The organism is Roseibium sp. HPY-6, from assembly GCF_040530035.1.
Lineage (GTDB): Bacteria > Pseudomonadota > Alphaproteobacteria > Rhizobiales > Stappiaceae > Roseibium.
Map to the genome: position 1 here is coordinate 20,717 of NZ_JBEWCD010000003.1, position 18,783 is coordinate 39,499.

Consider the following 18,783-nt stretch of genomic DNA (forward strand, 5'->3'; position numbering starts at 1 on the left):
AACGTCGAAATCACGCCGCAACACAAGAAAAACCCGGCAGCTGCAACTGCCGGGTTTGCGTCGGGACCGGCCCGGTCTTACTCAGACGCCTGGTCTTGTTCGCTTGGCAGTTCGAGCGTTTCATCAAGAATTTCGACGGCGATCGCATCTTTCAGCTCTGCCATCTTTGCCTCGTACTGTTCACGCATGATCTGCTGACGCAATTCTCCGGCAACCTGTTCAAACGCGGGCTTCTCCTGCCGGCGCTTGTCTTCGAGCTTGATCACGTGCCAACCGAACTGGGTTTCGACGGGCTCTTTCGTGTAGGCACCGGCCTCAAGGGCAAATACGGCATCTTCAAAAGGCTTGACCATCTGTCCCCTTCCGAAATAACCGAGATCCCCACCATTCGGACCTGACGGACCGGTCGACTTTTCCTTGGCGAGTTCGACGAAGTCAGCACCGCCATCCAGTTCCTTGATGAGACTTTCGGCTTCAGCCTTGTCGTTCACCAGAATGTGACGCGCATTGATCTCCTCAGGACCCTCGTAGTCTTTGAATTGTTCCTCATAGGCAGCGCTGAGCACATCGTCGGTTATGCTTCCGTCGATCTTCTGGGAGATGTAAGCGTTGCGCAGTGCCTGCAACTCGAGGAACTCCACCTGCTTCTTGAATTCCGGATCCTCGTCCAGTCCGTCCTGGCGTGCCGCTTGTGCAATGAGCTCCATGTCAACAACGACGTCAAGCAGGATCGCGCGCCACTGATCCGGCGGAAAACGCTGCAGTTGCTGGCCAAGGTCTTGTGCGGCAAAAGCAATATCGGCTTCCGTGATCTCCGCATCTCCAACTTTGGCAACCACATCACCGGGTTCTGCGGCACTGAGGGAGGCGGATCCGAGCGTCATGGCCAGGAGGGATACGGCAACAGCCTGGGCCGGCCTGCGCATCGAAATTCGGAACATGAGATGTCCTTTACAAATAGGATCGGTAATTTTAATCCCCTCATTCCGGAGGGCGTGGGTACTTTGCCTATTCCTGCGGCGTTGACAAGCATAGAGCCCCCTCTTATCTGTCGGGCGTCCCTGCTTTGGGCCGGGATGGCATCTTTTCGGCCGCGTTAACCGGCCAGCGCGTTGCACTTGGCGGCAACGTGTACAGCAATTGAGACGATTTCATGGGCGGGCACCAGATTGCCAGTTGGTGCCGCCTGGTAGGGAAGGACCGCCACATGGCCGGCCTTGGCGCATTAGCACGTAAGCTTTTCGGTTCGGCGAACGACCGGAAGATCAAGACATTCCGGGCAAGAGTTGACGAAATCAACGCCCTCGAGCCGGAGGTTCAGGGCTTGTCCGACGAGGCCCTGAAGGCACGCACGGACGACTTCCGCAGCCAACTGCAAAATGGCGCGAGCATCGAGGACATTCTTGTCCCGGCCTTTGCGACAGTGCGGGAAGCGGCAAAGCGTGCGCTTGGGCAGCGGCATTACGACGTCCAGCTCATTGGCGGCATGGTCCTCAATTCCGGCCAGATCGCCGAAATGCGCACTGGTGAAGGCAAGACACTGGTCGCGACCGCACCCGTCTATCTGAATGCGTTGACCGGAAACGGCGTTCACGTCGTCACGGTGAACGACTATCTCGCCCAACGCGACAGCGAATGGATGGGGCAGGTTTACAAGTTCCTCGGCCTGACCGTCGGCTGCATTACCCATGGCCTTTCAGACGATGAGCGCCGTGCAGCCTACGAAGCGGATGTCACTTACGGCACGAACAACGAGTTCGGCTTTGACTATCTGCGCGACAACATGAAGCACGACCGGGCGTCGATGGTTCAACGCGACCATTCCTTTGCGATCGTCGATGAGGTCGACTCGATCCTGGTCGATGAAGCAAGAACACCACTGATCATCTCAGGCCCCCTGGAAGACCGCTCGGAATTCTACAACACGGTCGATGCGTTCATCCCGTTGTTGACAGAAGAAGACTACGAGCTCGACGAGAAGCAGCGCTCTGCAACGTTCACGGAAGCCGGCAACGAAAAGCTCGAGGGACTGCTGAGGGAAGCAGAACTCTTGAAGGGTGACTCCCTATATGATGTGGAAAACGTCTCGATCGTTCACCACCTCCAGCAGGCTCTGAAGGCGCACAAGCTGTTCCAGCGCGACAAGGACTATATCGTCCGGAACGGTGAAGTGGTTATCATCGATGAATTCACCGGCCGGATGATGCCCGGACGCCGGTTCTCGGAAGGCCTGCACCAGGCGTTAGAGGCGCGTGAAAAGGTTCGTATTCAGCCCGAGAACCAGACGCTCGCGTCGATCACGTTCCAGAACTACTTCCGCATGTATGACAAGCTTGCGGGCATGACCGGGACCGCGGCAACCGAAGCTGACGAGTTTGCGGACATCTACAAGCTTGAAGTCGTTGAAATTCCAACCAACGTGACCGTGAAGCGCATTGATGACGACGACGAGGTCTACCGGACCGTCCAGGAAAAGTTCAATGCGATCGCCATGCTTATTGACGACTGCAAGGAGCGCGGACAACCCATTCTGGTCGGTACCACCTCGATCGAAAAATCGGAATTTCTAGCCGAACTTCTGAAGAAGCACGGCTACAAGCAGATTGATCTTAGCGACCCTGCGGCCTTCGCGGCCGCCCAGAAGAAGGACGGCGGCAAGTCGAAGATCTTCTCGGTTCTGAACGCTAGATACCACGAGCAGGAAGCATTCATCGTCGCTCAGGCCGGTCTGCCCGGCGCTGTTACCATCGCGACGAACATGGCCGGCCGCGGCACCGATATTCAGCTCGGCGGCAATGCCGACATGCAGATTGCAATGGAACTTGGAGACATGCCGGAAGGCGCGGAGCGGTCTGCCAAGGAAGCCAAGATCCGTTCGGAGGTCGAAGCCCTCAAGGACAAGGCCTTGAATGCGGGCGGGCTCTATGTCATCGGGACGGAGCGGCATGAAAGCCGTCGGATCGACAACCAGCTTCGCGGACGCTCGGGCCGTCAGGGTGATCCGGGGCACTCGAAGTTCTTCCTGTCGCTACAAGATGATCTGATGCGCATCTTCGGATCCGAGCGCATGGATTCCATGCTTCAGAAGCTCGGGTTGGAAGAAGGCGAAGCCATTATCCACCCGTGGATCAACAAGGCGCTTGAAAAGGCCCAGCAGAAAGTTGAAGCCCGGAACTTTGATATCCGCAAAAACCTTCTGAAATTCGATGACGTGATGAACGACCAGCGGAAAGTCGTTTTCGAACAACGCATCGAACTGATGGACGGCGAAGCGATCCAGGATGCCGTGACCGACATGCGCCACGACGTGATCGATGATCTCGTCGCCGCTCACATTCCCGAAAAGGCCTATCCGGAACAATGGGATACCGATGGCTTGCAAGAGGAAGTCCAGAAATACCTGAACATGGATCTTCCGGTGAAGGACTGGGCGGCAGAAGAAGGCATTGCCGAAGAAGAAGTGAAAGACCGCCTGCGCCGGACGGCCGACGAGGCCATGGCTCAGAAGGTTGCCAAATACACGCCAGACATCATGCGTCAGGTCGAAAAGGCAATATTGCTCCAGACGCTGGACAATCTATGGCGCGAACACCTGGCCAATCTTGATCATCTGCGGTCCGTCGTCGGGTTCCGCGGCTACGCACAGCGTGACCCGCTCCAGGAATACAAGACAGAAGCATTTACACTGTTCGAGTCCATGCTGGCACAGCTTCGCCAGATGACGACTGCGCAGTTGTTGCGTGTTGAACTTGTAACGGAACAGCCTCCGCAGATGCCGGAGCAACCCGAAATGCATGCGCACCACATCAACCCGACAACAGGGGAAGATGAGATGGCGGTGGCCGACGCGCAGCTCAGGCCAGTACCTCCTGGTGAACGGGATCCGCAAGATCCCTCGACTTGGGGCAAAGTCGGCCGGAACGAGCTGTGTCCTTGCGGCTCAGGCAAGAAATACAAGCATTGCCACGGCGCGCTCAACTGATCGAGCTACTTTGAACGAAAATCTCAAAGCGGCGCCATAGTGCGCCGCTTTTTTCGTCTGCACCTCTTCGGACACGATACGGCTTCGAGATGTCACATCGGGCCAGGGGATCACTTCATGCGGCGCCACCCGACGTACCATTGATTTTCAACCCGCTGGTTCTTGCCGTGCCCCCGTTCGAACGCATGTCTTTTAGTTACTGGCTCAATACAACTTCAAAAAGATCGCACGACAAGAACAACTCAAACTGCTCGAGAGTAGCGAAGCCCTTGAGGCAAATTGTTGTGTCGGAAAGGAACATGCATTACCTTACGTCACCAACGGAACATGTGGGTTTGGGTTCTCGGTTTAGGCGACAACAAGACCAATAAGTGCTGCGTCCTGTGGAGCTGCAAAGCCATACGCGATAGCGAGGCCGTGCAGAATGGGTAAGTTTCATATCGAAATCATCAAGCCGTCCCATTACGACGATGACGGCTATGTCTTGCAATGGTGGAAAGCCTGGATCCCTTCAAATTCAATGGCTTGTCTTTACGCCATTGCGCAGGATTGTGCCGCGCGCACGGTCCTCGGTGCGGACACTGAGATTGCCGTTGGCGCCTATGATGAAATGACAATGCGCGTCCCGCTCCGCCAGATCATCGAGAAGACCAGAGACGGTCGCGGGATTGTATGTCTGGTGGGCGTTCAGTCCAACCAGTTTCCAAGGGCACTTGATATTGCCCGGCAGCTCAGGCAGGAAAACGTGACCGTCATCATGGGCGGTTTTCATGTTTCCGGATGCCTCTCCATGTTGAAGGACATTCCCAGCGACTTGCAGGAAGCAATCGACATGGGAGTGGTTCTTTTCGCTGGAGAAGCCGAAGAGCACTTCGAGGCTCTGCTCAAAGAAGCGGCGGATGGCCGTTTGAAGCTTGTCTACAACGTGATGCACGACTTGCCAGGACTGCAACAGCAGGTGCCGCCCCTGTTGCCTCAGTCCATTGTCCGCAAATACGATGGCAGTCTTTCCTCGTTCGACGCGGGACGCGGGTGTCCGTTCCAGTGCTCCTTCTGCACGATCATCAACGTACAGGGAAGGAAATCGCGCTGGCGCGACGCTGACGATATCGAGAAGCTGATCAGGGCCAACCACGCGCAGGGCATCACGTCCTTCTTCATCACCGACGACAACTTTGCCCGCAACAAGAACTGGGAGCCGATTTTCGACCGCATTATCGAGCTGAAGGAACAGGATGGGATCCGCATTCATTTCCTGATCCAGATCGACACGCTTGCGCATCGCTTGCCTGGCTTTGTCGACAAGGCGGCGCGCGCCGGCTGCACTCATGTGTTCATCGGGCTGGAAAGCATCAACCCCGAAAACCTCGCTCACATGAAGAAGGGGCAGAACCGCATCACCGAATACCGGAAGATGTTTCAGCTCTGGAAAGAGGCCGGGATCATGACCTATGCGGGCTTCATCATGGGCCTACCGAACGACACACCTGAAAGCATCCGCCGTGATATCGAGATCATTCAGCGGGAATTGCCCGTCGACATGCTTGAATTCACCATGCTCACCCCATTGCCGGGCTCCGAGGACCATCAGAAACTCTACGAAAAGGGAATATGGCTCGACCCCGACCTCAACCGGTACGACCTGGAACACACGACGTGCGAACACCCGATCATGAGTGCGGAGCTTTGGCAGCAGACCTATAGGGACATCTGGGACTGGTACTACACGGACGAGCATGTCGAGACACTGATGCGCCGGAATGTGGCATATGGCATCAAGCCTGTCAGGGTGTGGCGGCTCTGCCTGCAGATTTACGGTGCGATGCGCTTCGAGGGTGTGCATCCACAACAATGCGGCTATTTCAGATACAAGGATCGGCGTCAGCGCAGACCGGGCTTCAAGCGCTGGCCAGCAGTTATCCATTATCCTGCCTTTGCATATGAAAGCCTTGTGAAATACCTCCGCTTTGGTCAATACGGATGGAAAATCCATCGGCTGAGAAAGCGGATCCAACAAGATCCTCAAGGCGCAAACTACTCGGATTTCGCCATTCAGCCGGTAACGGACGCAGAGAGTGAAAATCTAGAGATTTTCACTCTAAACGACGCCGCCAAGGAGGCCGTCGCGAAGGCAAAGCGGCAAAAGGAGATCCTCGGAAAAACAAAGCCCAGGGAGAAAACGGTCTCCGCGTGAGTGCAACAGTTTGCACAGCACCTGGCGACTACCTGTGCAACGGTGTCCGGCGGACACAGCTTGGGCTGGCCTTTTTCCTGAAATTGCGGCAGGTTGCGCCAAGCATCTTTGCCTCGATTCAGACCTGACACCTTGATGAACAAGACGGCTTCCTCAAAAATCTACGTCTCGCGTCGGGAGACAGCAAGACCGGCGAATCCTTTGCTGAGCGTGATTGTTCCCGTCTATAACGAAGAAGACGTGATAGGCGATTTTCTTGAAGCGACGCGCCCAGTCCTCGAAAAAACAGGACTTGCTTACGAGTACGTGTTCATCGACGACGGCAGCCGCGATACGACTGCTGATTTTCTGTCCGAAAAACTCAAAAACGGTCTTCCGGGCCGGTTGCTCGGCCTGTCACGGAACTTCGGCAAGGAAGCTGCCTTGTCCGCGGGCCTGGAGGCGGTGCGCGGAGACATAACCGTCATCATGGACGCCGATCTTCAGGACCCACCGGAACTGATTTTGCAGATGCTGGACGGCTGGCGCGCGGGATATGACGTTATCTACGGTCTTCGGGTCGACAGATCGTCCGACACGGTGCTCAAACGCTCTACCGCGAACATGTTCTATAAGCTGTTCAACAAGCTGGCGAATATCGATATGCCGGCCAATGCCGGTGACTATCGCCTGATCGACCGGGCGGTCATCGACGCGCTCCTGCGGCTTCCCGAACGCAATCGGTTCATGAAGGGACTGTTCGCCTGGGTCGGTTTTCCGGCCATGGCGATTCCTTATGAACGGCCAGCCAGAAAGGCCGGGAGCGGAAAATTCAATTACTGGAAGCTCTGGAATTTCGCTCTTGATGGCTTGACCGGCTTCACGACATTGCCGCTACGCGTTTGGTTCTACGGCGGCGCAGCAATTTCCTTCGGAGCTTTTGCCTACGCAATTTATCTCACAGTCCGCACATCCATTTTTGGTGTCGACCTTCCGGGCTATGCCTCCCTGATGGTTGCGCTCCTGTTCTTTTCGGGTGTCCAGCTTCTATCGATCGGAATGATCGGGGAATACATCGCGCGCCTTTTCAACGAAGCCAAGCAGCGTCCGGTTTATATCCTGCAGGATGTCATCGAAGGCGAACAACAAAAAAACGAAGAGACCGGTAAGGGCGCAGATGCTGGCTAAGGTGAATCGCGAAACCCTGAAAACCGAAGGTGCTGCGGCAGGAAAATTCGCGATTATCGGCATTCTCGCCACGCTCACGCATGCGGTTGTTGCCTCGGTCTTGTTCGAAACGAAGCTTCTCGCTGTAGTCCCTTCGAATGTCTGCGGCTTTCTCGCAGCCTTCACGGTCTCCTTCAGCGGACACTATTACTGGAGCTTCAATCACTTGAGGCAGGCGGGAACCATGTTGAAAACCATGACGCGGTTCCTGATCATCTCCATCAGCGGATTCGCGCTTAATTCCATAATCCTTGCTATCTGGCTTGCATTTGCCCCTTGGCCCGAGATCTACGGCCTCTGGCTCGCAATTGCCGTGGTGCCGGCGTTTTCCTTTGTTGGCGCCAGGCTCTGGGCCTTCGCCCATCATCCGGCAGCCTCCTGAAGAAACACGGTTCAAGCGACCGCAAAAGGGAAAACAGAATGACAGCAACACGCGCTGCGCTCGTTTATGCCGCCGGTTTGTCGCTGCTCTATGCGCTGGTGCCCACGCTGACCTTTCCCGGTCCGCCACTGGATGTTGTCGAGGGTTTTGCCTGGGGACGCGAGCTACAGCTCGGCTACACAAAACATCCTCCCATGCAAGCCTGGTTGCTCGAGGCAACATACCGGCTGACCGGAGGACACTATTTCGGTGGGTATTGGCTCAGCGCGATATCCGCCGCCTTGGGATATCTGTTCATTTGGAAAATCAGCCGCCGCGTGGGCCTGGACAGCTGGCAGGCATTCTGGGCGGTCGTTCTCACCAGCGTGACGTTCTACTTCACCTTGCCAATGCCGGAGTTCAATCCCAACATCCTGCAAATTCCTGTCTGGAGCGCAATGATCCTGCTGTTTCTGCGCGTTCAGGAAAACAGCCGCCTCCTTGACTGGTTACTGTTGGGAGCCGTTGCCGCCTTTGGCCTCTACACCAAGTACTTCGTCATTCTTCTCATAGGAACCATCGGCCTTTACGCGCTTGTATTCGCTGATGCACGCCGCCTTTTCAGAACGCCTGGCCCGTGGCTGTGTGCCCTGACCTGTGCCGTCCTGCTAGTTCCTCACATCCTATGGCTGTTGCAGACCGATTTCCTGACAATTCAATATGCGGCCAGCCGCAGCAAATCCGCAGCTTCGCTCTTCGACTACGTGTTCAATCCATTGAACTTTTTGTTCGCCCAGATCGGCAACCACGCCGGTTTGTTCCTCGTGATTACGGCTGGCCTTGGCTGGTATCAGCTCAAACATCTTCGTGCAGAGCTGAAGAAGGACGACACCTGTCTGGTTGAACATGGCGATCGCTTTTTACTCTGGTTTGCTTTCGTTCCCCTGATCGTCGTGCTGCTCGCCTCAGCGCTGACCGGCAACGAGTTTGAACACATGTGGGGCACGCCGATGTTTGTGCTCTCCGGTGTTGTTGCCGTCCGCTTTTTGTCGCTTCCCGGCCTCTGGCCTCATCCCAGGCGAGCCCTCGTGGCGGCCATCGCGATCCAGGCTGTCTTCCTGACGGTGATCTTTGGCCAGGCTGTGCTGGAGCCTTACTGGAAGAAGAAGCAGACACGCATGCACTATCCGGCAAAGTCTGTTGCCGAAGACCTAGCGGCGATCTGGAAAGAGAACCAGAAGACAGACCTTCGCTATGTTGCCGGCGACATGTGGTCCGCGGCGAACGTCACGCTTCACGCGCCGGGACGCCCCTCCATGTTTTACCTGCATAGCCAGACGCTAAGCCCATGGATTGACATTGAAGACGTTCAAAAGCACGGCCTGATGATTGTCTGGCGCGGAGACCGGGAGGCACCGCTGAACGAGTTGCTCCGGTTTTATCCGGACGCCATCCGCCAGGGCAGCAAAACCTTCCGCTATCAGAGTGCAGCTGACATCCCGGACGTCATCGTAAACTGGTTGATCATTCCACCCGGTGTGGTCGCAGAAACACCCGCCGGGTAGTTGAGGGGCCAGCCATCGCCCGTCTGGAAACGGCAGCAAAAGGACACTAACTTGGCGTCATGATTAGTATGGCGAAAATCGACGACATCGAAGACTGGTTGATCGGTCAGGCGCTTGGCTCACCGGACATGGCCAAAATGTTTGCGCAAATGTGTGAACGGATGCGCAAGTGCGATGTCCCGATCGACCGTGCAATGATGGCCTGGTCAACACTGCACCCGCTCATTGAAGCCGAAGTCGTGGTTTGGGAAAGCGGCGCTGAACTTCAGCACGATCAGATCGCCCACTCCGAAGAAGAAACCGAAGACTGGCTCCGAAGCCCGGTGCGGGCCGTTCTGGTCAACCAGGAACCACGTTTCCGCCGCCGCCTGACAAATTCAAATGCGCCGCAGGAATTTCCGCTCCTCACTCGTCTGAGCGCCACGGGATACACAGACTACCTAGTTCTCCCGACGCGGTTCGATTTGCCTGTCACCAACGAAGACTATCCGACCACCGGGATCATCGTCAGCTGGGCGACCCGTGCGGAGAACGGGTTTTCGGACGAAGCGCTGTCGGCGATAGAATACATACAAAAACGGCTCGCGCTCGCCGCACGGGCGACGATCGAAAGCCAGATAAGCCGAACCATTGCGGAGACTTATCTGGGCAAGAACGCCGGCAATAAGGTGCTGAACGGTCAAATCCGGCACGGCGACGGTGAGACCGTCGACGCCGTGATCTACTTCAGCGACATGCGCCAATCAACGGCAATTGCAGAAGCGCTCGGACCGGATGCCTATCTCGCGTGGCTTAACACCTATTTTGAGGCAACGGCCGGCGCAGTACTGGACAATCAGGGCGAAGTTCTCGACTTCATCGGAGACGCCGTGCTTGGCGTTTTTCCTCTCGATGGCCAGGGACTGAAAAAAGCCGGTGCCCATGCAATTCAGGCTGCGGATGAGACGCGCAAACGTCTTATCGCAATCAACGAAGACCCATCGAACGTCCTGCCCATGAAAGCCGGGGTCGCGCTCTCGGTCGGTTCTGTCATGTTTGGAAACATTGGCGTTCCGAGCAGACTGACCTTTTCCGTTATCGGTCAAACGGTACACGCCGCTGCCCGGATCGAAAGCCTGACCAAGTCAGAAGGTTCGGATGTTCTGATGACGGAGGATGTCGCCCGGCTTTGCGGCGAACGTGCCCGTCCGGTCGGATCTTTTGAGCTGAGCGGCTTTACCGACCCGCAGCCTTTGTTCGCACTTGAATGAGGACACACAAAAAGCGCATCCATAGTCCCGTGCTGCCACAAGAAAACAAATTTCATCCGTTTCAGAGAGAACATGACCGATATACGTCCAACGCCACCGCTTCACCTGCCATTCAACGACCAGGAACAATCAGGTCAGATCGATAGCTCGCCAATAGTCTTGTTGCATGGGTTCGGTGGTGACCGGCAGACCTGGCTCAACATTCAAACTGCGCTGTCGGGACGAAAACGGTCACTGGCCTTCGATCTGCCAGGTCACGGGCAGGCGCTGGATTGGCCGCGCGTCGGTAATGCCGGTGTTGCGGCAAAGGCGGTCGCCCAATCGCTTGAGCATCTTGAACTGACGAAGATCCACCTCGTCGGTCATTCAATGGGAGGGGCAATCGCGGCTTTGGTCGCATTGCGCAATCCTGAATACGTGTCGAGCCTAACGCTCCTTGCGCCCGGTGGTTTCGGACCGGAAATCAATCATCGCCTGCTGCGCCGCTATGCGGCCGCTACCAGTGCAGCCGAAATGGAGGTTCTGCTCGAGCAGTTTTTCGGCTGGGAGTTCCGGCTTCCGAAGTATCTGGCAAAGACGACCGCGGAAAGCCGCAGCAAGCCGGGAGCAACGGCAACGCTGGAAGCCATCGCAGACGAGATAATCGACGGCACCATACAGAAGACCCTTCCCAGAGATGAATTGGCGGCGCTGCCGATGCCGATCAAGGTCATCTGGGGGACACAGGACAGGGTCCTGCCAACGCGCCAGGCACACAAGCTCCCCGGCATCGTCGCAACGCATATTTTCGAACGCGTCGGCCACATGCCTCACCTGGAAATTCCGAAGGAAGTCACCAGGCTCATCCTGCAAAACGCAGGTGTGAACTGAGCTTCCGACTGACTTTGAACGGAAAGGCGAACTGGAGCGGCAACCCTTAGGCGTCCGGTAAAAGGCCCTCGCGCCAGGTTTCACCGATAACTCTGCGCGCAAGCATGTGCGAGCGGGGGAAATTGACGCTGTCGACGGCGATCAACTGGCCCTCATTCAGATAGGCGACATAGAACTTGTGGTCTTCGGGTGAGCCGACCACAACGGTATCGTCATACCCTTCCGATAAGCCGGCTATCTGCAGTTTGACATCGTATTGATCGGACCAGAACCACGGCAGCGGATCGTAATCGACTTCTTCGCCAAGCAGGGCCTGCGCCGCAGCCTTGGCCTGATCGATCGCGTTCTGGACACTCTCCATACGCACCGAGCGCTGATATCGACCCGAATAGAACCTTGTGCAGTCTCCAACGGCGTAAATATGCGGATCGCTGGTCTGGCCCGATCCGTCCACAAGAACACCATTGTCGATTTCCAGCCCGGATTCACCTGCCAGATGATCGTTCGGCTCCGCGCCAACGGCGATCAGTACCAGTTCGGCCTCGATGACGTTCCCGTTGGCCAGCTTGACCCCCGTGACCTTGTCGTCTCCGACAAGTGATTCGATGGCCGCTTCAAGATGCAGATCAATACCCTTTTCCCTGTGCAGGCCCGAGAAGTAGTCCGAAACAGCCTGACTAACGACCCGTTTCATCGGCCTGTCCTGCGCCTCGATGACGCTGACGGTTTTGCCCAAAGCCTTTGCCACGGCTGCAACTTCCAGGCCGATGTAACCGGCACCGATGATCGCGATGCTGTTGCTCGTCTTCAGCCCGTCGCGAATGGCGTCGACATCTGCAATCGAACGCAACGTGACGACGCCTGTCTTGTCTGCACCCGCTAGTGGGATCTTGCGCGCGTTCGTTCCGGTCGCAAGCACCAGTTTGCCATAGGAAAGCGTATCGCCGTTTTCCAGCTGAACTCTTTTTGCAGAACGGTCGATCGAAACAGCTCTGGAGTTGGGAATGTGGTCAATCTGATTGGTTTCGAAAAACGCAGGAGGGCGCAGCCAGAGTCCTTCGGCACCCACATCCCCAGCGAGATACTTTTTTGAAAGAGGCGGGCGTTGATAAGGGGGGTGCGGTTCGTCTCCGATCAGACGCAGCGGACCTTCAAAACCGCCCTGCCGAAGCGAATGCGCAAGCTGAGCACCGGCTTGTCCGGCACCAATGATGACGATTTCTTCCTGCATTTCGTTTCGCCTTTTTCACGCATGGTCTTCCGTCACTAGCACGAAGATTATCGCTCCGCCAGAAGGGCGAAACGCCGCTATGGTTCTGATCCCGAAAGCATAGGAAGAACGAGCCTTGTGCTCCCCGCCCTGCATTTGGAAAGCCGGCGATATCCCGCCGGTTCAAGACGTTCTGGGGATCGTCAAGCTCGGCCGACTTCTGCAATCGTTTTCTGACTATTGCGCACGTTCCGTGTCGGACCCAACGTCTGTGAAAAGGCTGAGAACCGGATCCCTTTGTTTCACCAGTTGTCTCGACAGTATCTGAAAAGGTGATTGCGATCCGAACGCCACGGGCGTATGTCCCCTGAATGCCGAAAGGCGTTTCAAAGTTGTTGAACATTGCCGCGTTTCAAGACAGGACGCACCACCTGCCAGCCCCTTTCCGGTCGAGGTTCCCTTGAAGTTTCTGACGAAAGCCGCACCGGTCATTTTCGTTCTGTTGTGGTCCACCGGATTTGTCGGCTCGAAGCTCGGAGCACCTTACATCGATCCGATGGTGTTTCTGACGGTGCGTTTCTTCTCCGTCCTGCCGATTTTGATCGTACTCGCACTGTTCCTGGCAAGGTCCTGGCCCATCCAGCCCCTGGCAATTATTCACTGTCTGGTCACCGGAATGCTGGTGCACGGAATTTACCTGGGCGGTATTTTCTGGGCGATCAAACAAGGCATGCCGGCAGGCGCATCGTCTATCATCGTCGGCCTTCAGCCGGTTCTGACCGCCCTTATTGCAGTCGTGCTTTTGAACGAAACGGTATCGAGGAACCACTGGATCAGCATGGCGATTGGCGCCGGCGGTCTTGTGCTGGTGCTGGGACCCAAATTTGACATCACCGGCACCGGCATTACGGCGATCACGATTTGCGCTGCGTTTTTCTCCGTCGCGGCAATCAGCCTCGGCACGGTCTACCAAAAACGTTTAGTGCCCAACACCGATCTGCTGACAGCAACCATATGGCAGTATGTCGGCGCCCTCATGATCACCACGCCCTTGTCGCTTTTCGAAAGCTGGCAAATCACCTGGTCCGGCGAACTGGTATTTGCAATGGTCTGGCTTGTGCTCGTCCTGTCGGTCGGGGCTATTCTTCTGCTCATGCTTCTCATACGTGAGGGCGCTGTTTCGCAGGTTGCGAGCCTTTTCTATCTCGTGCCCGTTGCCACTGCTGTCGAAAGCTATTTCCTGTTTGATGAAACACTTACATTCGTTCAGGTCGGTGGCATGGCGCTGATTATCGCCGCCGTTCTCATGATCAGGCAATCCGCCCGGAAAGCGTAGAACCTACTCCCCAGCCGCTTCCGGCATCGTTCCCGGCTCTCCCCGCGCCTTCAGGCGCGCGCGCACTCTCCGCTGGCGCGAGATCGCGGCATTGAGTTCACCGCCAAGAATGAAAACAAGCGAACAGATATAAAGAAAAATCAGCGCGGTCATGATGCCGGCGAGGCCCCCATATGTGGAGACGTAGTTGGCAAAACTCGCCAGATAGGCACCAAACGCACTGCCCGCGACGATCCACATCACAAGCGTTGCCAACACGCCCGGCCACAGGTCCCGAAACGAGCGATTCCCCGCCGGCAGCAGCCAGTGCGTGACGAACAGCCCGATAATCAGGAGGGAGCCGGCGAGTGAATAGCGCGCGACGTTAATGGACAGGAGGAATGCCTCGACCTTCGGCACGTAGGCCTGCAGCGCATCGATGGCCAGCGGTGCCAAAACGACCAGAAACGTATAAGCGAGCAGGATGCCCGCCCCCAAAAGCACAAGGCCAAGGGATTGCAGCCTCAGGAAGACGATCGAGCGGTGCTCCTGTTGCCTGTAGGCGCGGTTCAAAGCCGTTCGCAAAGCCTCGACACCATTTGAGGCGAACCAGAATGCGGCAATCGCGCCGAAGGTAAGCAGATCACCACGCCGGACGGTAAGAACGTTGTGTATCTCGCGCACGACAGGTGCAGCCACCGTTTCAGGCCACGCATCGAAGACAAGATCCGACACCGTGTCGGCCGCCCCCGTCATGCCGAAGAAGGCAGCAAGGGAGGCAATGAATATCAACAGCGGGAAGATCGCAAGCAATCCGGAAAGCGCCACGTGGCTGGCCATCGCAAAGCCGTCATCGCGGGCGAAGTGCCCGATCGCGTCCTTGAGAACCGAATAAATTGCCGAAAATGTCTGCCGCACAGCCATGATCTGATCTGGCCTCCGGCATCCTTGTCAGTCAAGAGCGGAGCCGCGAATTCTGCCCCCTCCGAAAGAAGAAGAAATTCCGGCTCGACAAATTGGTATGTGCAACGCAACATAGCTTCAACAACAAGCGCATTTGCGCAACAAATGAAAACGGAGATTGCCAATGCCCACTGCAGCCCTGACGGCGGCAGAAACGCCAGAGAGCCTGACAGAACAAACCGCGTCCATCGTCGGCACGCTTGATAATCTGCTTGATGACGCAGCGCAGCGCGTACGCGTCCTTGTGAGTGAAAACGGGCGGGTGTCCTCCAGACTTATGGAACAGGAACAGCGCGCCGCGCACGGCCTTGCATGGCTTGCCACATATGTCGAATCGTTGCGCCAACTCGATGCCTATGCCACGCGCCTGCGAAGCGAGGGAAAATACGGTACTCTCGAAGACCGGATCGTCCAGCTCGGCTTTGCCGAGTATCTGGCCCAGATCTTCGGCGGCATCCCTATGAACCAGGGCGAGTTCGTCCGGCTTTCGGATCTCGGCATCACGGCAGGCGAAGCCGGTGCTTACCGAACCGCTGAAATCGACGCACTGATCGAGGCAGGCAATACCCCGTCCATTCGCGGAGAAATTACAACACTCATTCGGGACCAGGCCGGAAAGTCCACATTCGGCGATCCAGGTCTCGACGAAACCATGGAACAGATCCGTAACGAGATGCGGCGTTTCGCCGAAGATACGGTTGTTCCGAACGCCCACGAGTGGCACCTCAAAAACGAGTACATTCCGCTCGAGGTCATCGATCAGATGTCCGAACTCGGCGTTTTCGGCCTCTCCATTCCGGAGGAATATGGCGGGCTCGGGCTCGGCAAGGAAGCCATGTGCGTCGTCTCTGAAGAACTTTCACGCGCCTATATCGGTGTCGGCTCCCTTGGAACGCGGTCGGAAATTGCCGCAGAGCTGATCCTGTGCGGCGGTACGGAGGAGCAAAAACAGCACTGGTTGCCCAAGATCGCGTCGGGCGAGATTTTGCCGACGGCTGTCTTTACGGAACCGAATACGGGTTCGGATCTGGCATCTCTGAAAACGCGCGCGGTCAAGGATGGAGACACGTGGAAAATCTCGGGTAACAAGACCTGGATCACGCATCCGGTTCGCGCCGATATAATGACGCTTTTAGCCCGCACCAATCCGGATGCACCCGGATACAAGGGCCTGTCCATGTTCATCGCCGAAAAACCACGCGGCTCTGACGAGGATCCCTTTCCGGCCGCCGGCATGAGCGGCGGTGAGATCGAGGTCCTCGGATACCGCGGCATGAAGGAATATGAGATCGCATTCGACGGCTTCGAGGTCAAAGCCGACAACCTGCTCGGTCAGGTCGAGGGCGAAGGCTTCAAGCAGCTGATGCAGACCTTTGAAGGCGCCCGCATCCAAACGGCCGCACGCGCGCTCGGCGTCGCACAATCAGCCCTGGAACTTGGGTTACGCTACGCCGAAGAACGCATTCAGTTCGGCAAGGCGCTCATTCACTTTCCGCGCGTTGCTGACAAGCTTGCGGTCATGACCGCCGAATTGATGATCGCCCGGCAGCTCACTTATTTCTCATCCTGGCAAAAGGACTCCGGCAAGCGATGCGATCTGGAGGCCGGGATGGCCAAGCTTCTGGGTGCGCGTGTCGCCTGGGCTGCTGCGGACAATGCCTTGCAGATCCATGGCGGCAACGGCTTTGCGCTGGAATACGCAATCTCCCGCGTTCTGTGCGACGCCCGCATTTTGAACATTTTCGAAGGTGCCGCTGAGATCCAGGCGCAGGTGATCGCTCGGCGCCTTCTCGAAACGCGCGGCAATGCCTGATCAGGCTGGACAGACGCCGCTTGTGTTTGAAAACTGCGCATGAAGCGTCTGCCTCTCTTGAAAGATAATGGAATAATTCCTTAGCCAGTTTCGTTGTTCTCCACACCCGCAAACAAAGGAGAACAACGAAATGCCCGACCGAGCCACCGCCATTCGCCGGGCCCGGATGCCCGCTGTCATAGATCCTTTGCTTGGCAAGCTGATTGGAATTGCACCCAACACGGCAATCGCAGTTCTGATTGCGTCGGTGCTTGCCGGGTTTGTTTTCCTTGCGCCACATGGCATGCCGCAACAAGCGGCGGCTGCGTTTCTCCTGACTGGTCTGGCGATCGTCGGCTGGACACTGACACCGATACCCGACTCCGTCGTTGCGGTGTTTGCGGCGGTAGGGCTGGTGCTCACCGGCGCTTTTCCGGAGGAACGCTTCTACCAGGCCCTTGGGACGGAAATTGTCTGGTTGCTGATTGCCGCTTTCGTGATTGCCGCCGCCATCAAATCGTCCGGCCTCACGCAATGGCTGGCATTTGCTGTTACAAGACGGTTTTCATCGGTTTCCGGTCTCTTTCACGGATTGACCTTCGTCATCACTGCAACTGCTTTCCTTGTACCGTCGACTTCTGGCCGCGCGGCCCTGCTTGTTCCCGTCTTCGTCAGCCTGCTCCCGGCAATGCCGACCGGAAATCTGCGGCGGGCCCTCGCTTTGCTGTTTCCAAGCGCGATCCTCTTGTCGGCAGGCGGGTCACTGATCGGTGCCGGAGCCCATTTCGTCGCGGTGGAAACAATCCGCACATCGACGGGAACTGTCATTTCTTTCTTCGAATGGATCATGCTTGCGCTGCCCATCGCGCTGCTTTCCACGCACGGGGCCACGCTGTTGATCCTTCAATTGTTTGTACCCGCAAGCGAGCGCAGTACGCGGCTGTCAACGAAGGACGATGCGCCAACCGGGCCCTTCAGCGTCAGGCAGAAAAGATTGCTGTTCGTCCTCTCCGTCATGGTCATTGCCTGGTCCACCACCGGCTGGCACGGGCTCGGCACCGCAGTGATCGCCTGTCTTGGCGCTGCGCTGGTGGTGACGCCGCTGCTAACGGAAGAAAAGCCGAAGGAACTGTTTCGAAACGTGGAAACCGAGCTTCTGGTTTTCCTCGCGTCTACCCTGGTCATCGCGCAGGCCGTCGTTTCGACCGGCAAGAGCAAATGGCTTGCAGACAGGCTCTTGGTCATTCTGCCAGCTGACGCCCTTCACAATCGTGAGCTGACAATCCTGTTTGTCGTGCTCATCTCGGTGGCAGCTCATCTGGTCATCAACTCACGCAGTGCCCGCGCGGCTGTACTTATTCCGGCGCTGGCGCTTCCCCTGGCCGAATTCGGCCACGACACCGCGACCCTCATCCTGGTAACTGTTCTCGGCACCGGGTTCTGCCAGACCATGGTGGCAAGCGCCAAGCCCATCGCCATATTCCGGTCTGTCGGGGAAAATCACTTCGAACAGAGTGACCTGATGAAGCTTGCGCTGGCGCTCTTGCCGCTCAAAGTCGCTGTCATAACCGTTTTTGCCATCTTCGTCTGGCCAGTCCAGATGCCTGTCCTCTCCGAACAAAATCCGATCGTGCAACATCAGGGCCTGCATGCAGACCCGTTTGAGGTTACATCATTGGCGGCACACGACAGTCTCCGTCCTCAACCGATGGAAGGAGCTCTTTGTTCCGCTCACCATCTTGAAGTCCTGATGCTTGGAACGATCCGCGACGAAACTATGTGGGCGGCCGGCTGGTGGCATGTCTGGAACCGATTGCGTCAAGCGGGTTATCCGGTTGAAAAATCCGCCGTGAAGGAGATCTACCGGAAAAAAGACATGGTCTATCTGCGCGATCACTCCGTTGCCATTGCGGAAATCAATCTGAGGAGCGAACACGTTCGCGAGGCGGCGAGCCTGTGCTCTGGCGCTCTTCAGAAAAGCGGATCGATGAGCGAAATGATCACGCCTGTTCCGAGACAGAAACCCTGATCCGACGTCGCAAAACTGTGCTGAATTATTAAGGGTCCGGCATCAC

The 18,783-nt window shown here is 56.8% G+C and carries 13 protein-coding genes; 10 read left to right on the forward strand and 3 right to left on the reverse strand.

What is annotated here, in order from left to right; genetic code table 11:
- Window positions 1-77: 77 nt before the first annotated feature.
- The gene (locus ABVF61_RS26000; RefSeq protein WP_353996524.1) at window positions 78-941 is read right to left on the reverse strand and encodes a peptidylprolyl isomerase; all 864 of its coding nucleotides are present in this window, start codon (window positions 939-941) and stop codon (window positions 78-80) included.
- Between the two features lie 266 nt (window positions 942-1,207).
- Between ABVF61_RS26000 and secA the strand changes: the two genes are divergently transcribed.
- From secA to ABVF61_RS26035, 7 genes are all read left to right on the forward strand, one after another.
- Window positions 1,208-3,982 carry a preprotein translocase subunit SecA gene (secA, locus tag ABVF61_RS26005; RefSeq protein ID WP_353996525.1) on the forward strand — a complete coding sequence of 925 codons (2,775 nt, stop codon included), beginning with the start codon at window positions 1,208-1,210 and terminating at the stop codon, window positions 3,980-3,982.
- A 424-nt stretch (window positions 3,983-4,406) separates the two neighbouring features.
- Window positions 4,407-6,176, forward strand: a complete 1,770-nt coding sequence (locus tag ABVF61_RS26010; RefSeq protein ID WP_353996526.1) for a B12-binding domain-containing radical SAM protein — start codon at window positions 4,407-4,409, stop codon at window positions 6,174-6,176.
- Window positions 6,177-6,311: 135 nt separating this feature from the next.
- Window positions 6,312-7,343 carry a glycosyltransferase family 2 protein gene (locus tag ABVF61_RS26015; RefSeq protein ID WP_353996527.1) on the forward strand — a complete coding sequence of 344 codons (1,032 nt, stop codon included), beginning with the start codon at window positions 6,312-6,314 and terminating at the stop codon, window positions 7,341-7,343.
- Entirely contained in the window at window positions 7,333-7,764 is a 432-nt protein-coding gene (locus tag ABVF61_RS26020) for a GtrA family protein (protein WP_353996528.1), read from the forward strand. The genes ABVF61_RS26015 and ABVF61_RS26020 overlap by 11 nt, the downstream gene beginning before the upstream one ends.
- A 38-nt stretch (window positions 7,765-7,802) precedes the next feature.
- Window positions 7,803-9,308 (forward strand): glycosyltransferase family 39 protein, encoded by a 1,506-nt coding sequence (locus tag ABVF61_RS26025; protein ID WP_353996529.1) that lies wholly within the window; start codon window positions 7,803-7,805, stop codon window positions 9,306-9,308.
- A gap of 68 nt (window positions 9,309-9,376) precedes the next feature.
- Window positions 9,377-10,558, forward strand: coding sequence for an adenylate/guanylate cyclase domain-containing protein (locus ABVF61_RS26030; protein ID WP_353996530.1), 1,182 nt, complete (start codon window positions 9,377-9,379; stop codon window positions 10,556-10,558).
- 72 nt (window positions 10,559-10,630) lie between these two features.
- Window positions 10,631-11,428, forward strand: coding sequence for an alpha/beta fold hydrolase (locus tag ABVF61_RS26035; protein WP_353996531.1), 798 nt, complete (start codon window positions 10,631-10,633; stop codon window positions 11,426-11,428).
- Between the two features lie 46 nt (window positions 11,429-11,474).
- Here the strand turns inward: ABVF61_RS26035 and ABVF61_RS26040 are convergent, their stop codons facing one another.
- Window positions 11,475-12,659 carry an NAD(P)/FAD-dependent oxidoreductase gene (locus tag ABVF61_RS26040; RefSeq protein WP_353996532.1) on the reverse strand — a complete coding sequence of 395 codons (1,185 nt, stop codon included), beginning with the start codon at window positions 12,657-12,659 and terminating at the stop codon, window positions 11,475-11,477.
- A gap of 439 nt (window positions 12,660-13,098) precedes the next feature.
- Here ABVF61_RS26040 and ABVF61_RS26045 point away from each other — a divergent pair, with 439 nt between their 5' ends.
- On the forward strand, window positions 13,099-13,974 hold the full coding sequence (locus tag ABVF61_RS26045) for a DMT family transporter (protein ID WP_353996533.1): 876 nt from the start codon (window positions 13,099-13,101) through the stop codon (window positions 13,972-13,974).
- Window positions 13,975-13,977: 3 nt separating this feature from the next.
- On the opposite strand, the gene ABVF61_RS26050 is transcribed toward ABVF61_RS26045, so the two are convergent.
- Window positions 13,978-14,877 (reverse strand): YihY/virulence factor BrkB family protein, encoded by a 900-nt coding sequence (locus ABVF61_RS26050; RefSeq protein WP_353996534.1) that lies wholly within the window; start codon window positions 14,875-14,877, stop codon window positions 13,978-13,980.
- Between the two features lie 163 nt (window positions 14,878-15,040).
- Between ABVF61_RS26050 and ABVF61_RS26055 the strand changes: the two genes are divergently transcribed.
- Window positions 15,041-16,729 carry an acyl-CoA dehydrogenase family protein gene (locus ABVF61_RS26055; RefSeq protein ID WP_353996535.1) on the forward strand — a complete coding sequence of 563 codons (1,689 nt, stop codon included), beginning with the start codon at window positions 15,041-15,043 and terminating at the stop codon, window positions 16,727-16,729.
- Between the two features lie 130 nt (window positions 16,730-16,859).
- Window positions 16,860-18,737, forward strand: a complete 1,878-nt coding sequence (locus ABVF61_RS26060) for an SLC13 family permease (protein ID WP_353996536.1) — start codon at window positions 16,860-16,862, stop codon at window positions 18,735-18,737.
- Window positions 18,738-18,783 lie beyond the last annotated feature (46 nt).

Coding starts and splice junctions, on each gene's coding strand:
- ABVF61_RS26030 (WP_353996530.1), top strand. CDS start 9,377: ATGGCGAAAATCGACGACATCGAAGACTGGTTGATCGGTCAGGCGCTT.
- ABVF61_RS26035 (WP_353996531.1), top strand. CDS start 10,631: ATGACCGATATACGTCCAACGCCACCGCTTCACCTGCCATTCAACGAC.
- ABVF61_RS26050 (WP_353996534.1), bottom strand. CDS start 14,877: ATGGCTGTGCGGCAGACATTTTCGGCAATTTATTCGGTTCTCAAGGAC.
- ABVF61_RS26040 (WP_353996532.1), bottom strand. CDS start 12,659: ATGCAGGAAGAAATCGTCATCATTGGTGCCGGACAAGCCGGTGCTCAG.
- ABVF61_RS26055 (WP_353996535.1), top strand. CDS start 15,041: ATGCCCACTGCAGCCCTGACGGCGGCAGAAACGCCAGAGAGCCTGACA.
- ABVF61_RS26015 (WP_353996527.1), top strand. CDS start 6,312: ATGAACAAGACGGCTTCCTCAAAAATCTACGTCTCGCGTCGGGAGACA.
- ABVF61_RS26000 (WP_353996524.1), bottom strand. CDS start 941: ATGTTCCGAATTTCGATGCGCAGGCCGGCCCAGGCTGTTGCCGTATCC.
- secA (WP_353996525.1), top strand. CDS start 1,208: ATGGCCGGCCTTGGCGCATTAGCACGTAAGCTTTTCGGTTCGGCGAAC.
- ABVF61_RS26060 (WP_353996536.1), top strand. CDS start 16,860: ATGCCCGACCGAGCCACCGCCATTCGCCGGGCCCGGATGCCCGCTGTC.
- ABVF61_RS26025 (WP_353996529.1), top strand. CDS start 7,803: ATGACAGCAACACGCGCTGCGCTCGTTTATGCCGCCGGTTTGTCGCTG.
- ABVF61_RS26010 (WP_353996526.1), top strand. CDS start 4,407: ATGGGTAAGTTTCATATCGAAATCATCAAGCCGTCCCATTACGACGAT.
- ABVF61_RS26020 (WP_353996528.1), top strand. CDS start 7,333: ATGCTGGCTAAGGTGAATCGCGAAACCCTGAAAACCGAAGGTGCTGCG.